Below are 5,597 nucleotides of genomic sequence, written 5' to 3'. Positions count from 1 at the left end.
ACCGATCTTTAAAAATTAACAGCCGATAAGTGTGGGCGCTTGATGCGCGATGCGAGGCGGATCCTTCGGGGTCTGCCGAGAAGCGAAAGTATCAAGTCTCACACAGTAATGAAAGGAAGGTTTGACTGTCGCAAGATGGTTGGATCATTCGTCAGTACGTTGAGTGAGCGACCGGTCTCGGAAGAGGCCGAAAAACAGTAACAGGTTTGAACTGAAGAGTTTGATCCTGGCTCAGATTGAACGCTGGCGGCATGCCTTACACATGCAAGTCGAACGGCAGCACGGGGGCAACCCTGGTGGCGAGTGGCGAACGGGTGAGTAATACATCGGAACGTGTCCTGTAGTGGGGGATAGCCCGGCGAAAGCCGGATTAATACCGCATACGCTCTGCGGAGGAAAGCGGGGGATCTTAGGACCTCGCGCTACAGGGGCGGCCGATGGCAGATTAGCTAGTTGGTGGGGTAAAGGCCTACCAAGGCGACGATCTGTAGCTGGTCTGAGAGGACGACCAGCCACACTGGGACTGAGACACGGCCCAGACTCCTACGGGAGGCAGCAGTGGGGAATTTTGGACAATGGGGGCAACCCTGATCCAGCAATGCCGCGTGTGTGAAGAAGGCCTTCGGGTTGTAAAGCACTTTTGTCCGGAAAGAAATCCTCTGCCCTAATATGGCGGGGGGATGACGGTACCGGAAGAATAAGCACCGGCTAACTACGTGCCAGCAGCCGCGGTAATACGTAGGGTGCAAGCGTTAATCGGAATTACTGGGCGTAAAGCGTGCGCAGGCGGTTCGCTAAGACAGATGTGAAATCCCCGGGCTTAACCTGGGAACTGCATTTGTGACTGGCGGGCTAGAGTATGGCAGAGGGGGGTAGAATTCCACGTGTAGCAGTGAAATGCGTAGAGATGTGGAGGAATACCGATGGCGAAGGCAGCCCCCTGGGCCAATACTGACGCTCATGCACGAAAGCGTGGGGAGCAAACAGGATTAGATACCCTGGTAGTCCACGCCCTAAACGATGTCAACTAGTTGTCGGGTCTTCATTGACTTGGTAACGTAGCTAACGCGTGAAGTTGACCGCCTGGGGAGTACGGTCGCAAGATTAAAACTCAAAGGAATTGACGGGGACCCGCACAAGCGGTGGATGATGTGGATTAATTCGATGCAACGCGAAAAACCTTACCTACCCTTGACATGTATGGAAGTCCGCTGAGAGGTGGACGTGCCCGAAAGGGAGCCATAACACAGGTGCTGCATGGCTGTCGTCAGCTCGTGTCGTGAGATGTTGGGTTAAGTCCCGCAACGAGCGCAACCCTTGTCCCTAGTTGCTACGCAAGAGCACTCCAGGGAGACTGCCGGTGACAAACCGGAGGAAGGTGGGGATGACGTCAAGTCCTCATGGCCCTTATGGGTAGGGCTTCACACGTCATACAATGGTCGGAACAGAGGGTCGCCAACCCGCGAGGGGGAGCCAATCCCAGAAAACCGATCGTAGTCCGGATCGCACTCTGCAACTCGAGTGCGTGAAGCTGGAATCGCTAGTAATCGCGGATCAGCATGCCGCGGTGAATACGTTCCCGGGTCTTGTACACACCGCCCGTCACACCATGGGAGTGGGTTTTACCAGAAGTGGCTAGTCTAACCGCAAGGAGGACGGTCACCACGGTAGGATTCATGACTGGGGTGAAGTCGTAACAAGGTAGCCGTATCGGAAGGTGCGGCTGGATCACCTCCTTTCCCGAGCTGACGTGTCAAACGTTGAGCGCTCACGCTTATCGGCTGTGAAATTGAAGACAGATACGCAGACGGACTCAGGGGTCTGTAGCTCAGTCGGTTAGAGCACCGTCTTGATAAGGCGGGGGTCGATGGTTCGAATCCATCCAGACCCACCACTGATTCTGCGGTGGCTGACCGGTGAACCCCTTGGGATGAAAGCAGATCTGATCTGTGCATGACTGGGGGATTAGCTCAGCTGGGAGAGCACCTGCTTTGCAAGCAGGGGGTCGTCGGTTCGATCCCGTCATCCTCCACCAATCCTCAATGCGTAGCGTTCTGCGAGAGAAGCAGAGCGTTGTGCATTGGCGATTGAGCCAGTCAGAGTGATACGCGGTTATGGCAATCGCGATATCGGCTGTCGTTCTTTAACAATCAGGAAGAAGTAGTAAAGAGATTCACGAAAGGTCACTTAGAGATGGGTGATTGAGTAGGTGAATCAGGGTTGTGATTGTATCAATGTATTTTAAAGGTGATCGAAAGATTGCTTTGGAATACGGCGCAACACGAATACTCAACCTGTAGCGGCATGTGACTCGAGAGAGACACACCCGTTATAGGGTCAAGCGAACAAGTGCATGTGGTGGATGCCTTGGCGATCACAGGCGATGAAGGACGCGGTAGCCTGCGAAAAGCGGTGGGGAGCTGGCAAACGAGCTTTGATCCACCGATATCCGAATGGGGAAACCCGGCCCGTATGGGTCATCCGTAGCTGAATACATAGGCTACGTGAAGCGAACGCGGTGAACTGAAACATCTAAGTAACCGCAGGAAAAGAAATCAACCGAGATTCCCAGAGTAGTGGCGAGCGAAATGGGACCAGCCTGTACTCTTTATCTTCATTGTTAGTCGAAGGCTCTGGAAAGTGCCGCCATAGCAGGTGATAGCCCTGTAGACGAAAACAGCGAGGAAGAACTGGGTGTACGAGAAGTAGGGCGGGACACGTGAAATCCTGTCTGAAGATGGGGGGACCATCCTCCAAGGCTAAATACTCGTGATCGACCGATAGTGAACCAGTACCGTGAGGGAAAGGCGAAAAGAACCCCGGGAGGGGAGTGAAACAGATCCTGAAACCGCATGCATACAAACAGTCGGAGCCTTCGCAAGGGGGTGACGGCGTACCTTTTGTATAATGGGTCAGCGACTTACATTCAGTGGCAAGCTTAACCGATTAGGGCAGGCGTAGCGAAAGCGAGTCCGAACAGGGCGATTCAGTCGCTGGGTGTAGACCCGAAACCAGGTGATCTATCCATGGCCAGGATGAAGGTGCGGTAACACGTACTGGAGGTCCGAACCCACTAACGTTGAAAAGTTAGGGGATGAGCTGTGGATAGGGGTGAAAGGCTAAACAAACCTGGAAATAGCTGGTTCTCTCCGAAAACTATTTAGGTAGTGCCTCGTGTATCACCTTCGGGGGTAGAGCACTGTCATGGTTGTGGGGTCCATTGCGGATTACTACGCCATAGCAAACTCCGAATACCGAAGAGTGCAATCACGGGAGACAGACATCGGGTGCTAACGTCCGGTGTCAAGAGGGAAACAACCCAGACCGCCAGCTAAGGTCCCCAAATATTGCTAAGTGGGAAACGAAGTGGGAAGGCTAAAACAGTCAGGAGGTTGGCTTAGAAGCAGCCATCCTTTAAAGAAAGCGTAATAGCTCACTGATCGAGTCGTCCTGCGCGGAAGATGTAACGGGGCTAAGCAATATACCGAAGCTGCGGATGCACATTTATGTGCATGGTAGGAGAGCGTTCCGTAAGCCTGCGAAGGTGCATTGAAAAGTGTGCTGGAGGTATCGGAAGTGCGAATGCTGACATGAGTAGCGATAAAGGGGGTGAAAGGCCCCCTCGCCGTAAGCCCAAGGTTTCCTACGCAACGTTCATCGGCGTAGGGTGAGTCGGCCCCTAAGGCGAGGCAGAAATGCGTAGCTGATGGGAAGCAGGTTAATATTCCTGCACCATTGTTAAATGCGATGGGGGGACGGATCGCGGAAGGTTGTCCGGGTGTTGGAAGTCCCGGTCCTTGCATTGGAGAAGGCGCTTTGGCAAATCCGGGCGCGGAATTCAAGGGTGCGAGGCCATTCACTTCGGTGAAGAAGCAATCGGAAGTGGTTCCAAGAAAAGCCTCTAAGCTTCAGTTTAACAGGACCGTACCGCAAACCGACACAGGTGGGCGAGATGAGTATTCTAAGGCGCTTGAGAGAACTCGGGAGAAGGAACTCGGCAAATTGGTACCGTAACTTCGGGATAAGGTACGCCCCTGTAGCCTGACTGGCCTGCGCCAGAAGGGTGAAGGGGTTGCAATAAACTGGTGGCTGCGACTGTTTAATAAAAACACAGCACTCTGCAAACACGAAAGTGGACGTATAGGGTGTGACGCCTGCCCGGTGCCGGAAGATTAAATGATGGGGTGCAAGCTCTTGATTGAAGTCCCGGTAAACGGCGGCCGTAACTATAACGGTCCTAAGGTAGCGAAATTCCTTGTCGGGTAAGTTCCGACCTGCACGAATGGCGTAACGATGGCCACACTGTCTCCTCCCGAGACTCAGCGAAGTTGAAGTGTTTGTGATGATGCAATCTCCCCGCGGCTAGACGGAAAGACCCCATGAACCTTTACTGTAGCTTTGCATTGGACTTTGAACCGGTCTGTGTAGGATAGGTGGGAGGCTTTGAAGCGTGGACGCCAGTCTGCGTGGAGCCGCCCTTGAAATACCACCCTGGTTTGTTTGAGGTTCTAACCTTGGTCCGTTATCCGGACTGGGGACAGTGCATGGTAGGCAGTTTGACTGGGGCGGTCTCCTCCCAAAGTGTAACGGAGGAGTACGAAGGTACGCTAGGTACGGTCGGAAATCGTGCTGATAGTGCAATGGCATAAGCGTGCTTAACTGCGAGACCGACAAGTCGAGCAGGTGCGAAAGCAGGTCATAGTGATCCGGTGGTTCTGTATGGAAGGGCCATCGCTCAACGGATAAAAGGTACTCTGGGGATAACAGGCTGATACCGCCCAAGAGTTCATATCGACGGCGGTGTTTGGCACCTCGATGTCGGCTCATCTCATCCTGGGGCTGTAGCCGGTCCCAAGGGTATGGCTGTTCGCCATTTAAAGAGGTACGTGAGCTGGGTTTAAAACGTCGTGAGACAGTTTGGTCCCTATCTGCCGTGGGCGCTGGATATTTGAAGGGGGCTGCTCCTAGTACGAGAGGACCGGAGTGGACGAACCTCTGGTGTACCGGTTGTCACGCCAGTGGCATCGCCGGGTAGCTATGTTCGGAAGAGATAACCGCTGAAAGCATCTAAGCGGGAAACTCGCCTTAAGATGAGATATCCCCGGGGCTTCGAGCCCCTTGAAGGGTCGTTCAAGACCAGGACGTTGATAGGTCAGGTGTGGAAGCGCAGTAATGCGTTAAGCTAACTGATACTAATTGCCCGTAAGGCTTGATCCTATAACAGGTGTGTTTTGTGCCGGTCATGGCGGATGCTTCAGCATTTACCAGGACCCCACCCCCGAAGGGGGCAGGACACCACGCACGGTTGAGATCAGTGTTGTGCCAGAAACAACACAACCCCCCGAATCTCCCTCTGGTGAGCATCACCAGAAACTACTTCTTCCCGATTGGCGGTATTGCCCCATGGGCAGTACGGCAACAAGTCATGCCTGATGACCATAGTGAGTCGGTCCCACCCCTTCCCATCCCGAACAGGACCGTGAAACGACGCCACGCCGATGATAGTGCGGATTACCCGTGTGAAAGTAGGTCATCGTCAGGCTCCCCCGCAGCAGACAGAAACCCCACCCCAAAAAGGTGGGGTTTCTGCGTTTACC

General features: G+C 53.8%; 2 tRNA genes and 3 rRNA genes. All 5 read left to right on the top strand.

The annotated features are described in order from the left end of the window. Positions 1-208 precede the first annotated feature (208 nt). The 5 genes from NE850_RS39175 to rrf all read left to right on the top strand — a co-directional run bounded on the left by NE850_RS39175 (position 209) and on the right by rrf (position 5,542). Positions 209-1,739: ribosomal RNA gene (locus tag NE850_RS39175) — 16S ribosomal RNA — on the top strand. Between the two features lie 78 nt (positions 1,740-1,817). Next, a tRNA-Ile gene (locus tag NE850_RS39170) sits at positions 1,818-1,894 on the top strand. 65 nt (positions 1,895-1,959) lie between these two features. After that, positions 1,960-2,035, top strand: a tRNA-Ala gene (locus tag NE850_RS39165). Between the two features lie 300 nt (positions 2,036-2,335). Beyond that, positions 2,336-5,217: ribosomal RNA gene (locus NE850_RS39160) — 23S ribosomal RNA — on the top strand. A 211-nt stretch (positions 5,218-5,428) separates the two neighbouring features. Next, positions 5,429-5,542 (top strand): 5S ribosomal RNA (gene rrf / locus NE850_RS39155). The 16S, 23S and 5S rRNA genes sit together here with 2 tRNA genes alongside, the layout of an rRNA operon. Positions 5,543-5,597: the final 55 nt, after the last annotated feature.

Source organism: Paraburkholderia sp. USG1 (genome assembly GCF_031570135.1).
Taxonomy (GTDB): Bacteria; Pseudomonadota; Gammaproteobacteria; order Burkholderiales; family Burkholderiaceae; genus Paraburkholderia; species Paraburkholderia dioscoreae.
This window is presented reverse-complemented; position numbering and strand designations above follow the sequence as displayed.